A 507-nucleotide genomic window follows, 5' to 3' on the forward strand; every position below is an offset into this window, starting at 1 on the left:
GGTTGAAAGTCAGGCACAGCACAAAAAGGGATATAATACAGCATATCCTTTTCATGTTCATTTGATTTTAAGTTCGTTAATCACTTTGGCTGCCACGACATCCGAGTTCTCCACCCGGATAGTTTGGTGTCTGCCCCCGTTTTTTTCCATCAGTTCAATAACCAAGACCTTATCATCCGGTATAGTGAATTGTGGAACGGTGTACACGGTGCGGACGGTACTTTTGCCATCGATAACCAGTATCTCGTTATAGCTCCGCACCGGGTCAATGACGGTTTCCTGAATAGCCGTTCTTTTGGCTACTTTCTTATCCACAATCTTGAATCGGATAAAATCGGTATCAAACGGCACGTTTGAACTGTTCCTTACCTGTGTGTGGAAGTAAAAAAGCCCGTTATGCGAATAAATGCCCTTTACCAAGAACTGCACCCCGAACCGCTTGCATCCCAAATGCTTTATTTCCCGGTCATTGTTCTTGTAGATGGACTGCATAATCAGCTTTACCAA

Annotated in this window: 1 protein-coding gene; it reads right to left on the reverse strand. The window is 44.0% G+C overall.

From position 1 onward, the window contains the following. Positions 1 to 57: 57 nt before the first annotated feature. On the reverse strand, positions 58 to 507 hold a 450-nt coding region (gene traN / locus BWI44_RS14630), incomplete at its 5' end, for a conjugative transposon protein TraN (RefSeq protein ID WP_286814753.1).

Origin of the sequence: Bacteroides sp. Phil13, assembly GCF_001940965.1 — a bacterium.
Taxonomy (GTDB): Bacteria; Bacteroidota; Bacteroidia; order Bacteroidales; family Bacteroidaceae; genus Bacteroides; species Bacteroides intestinalis.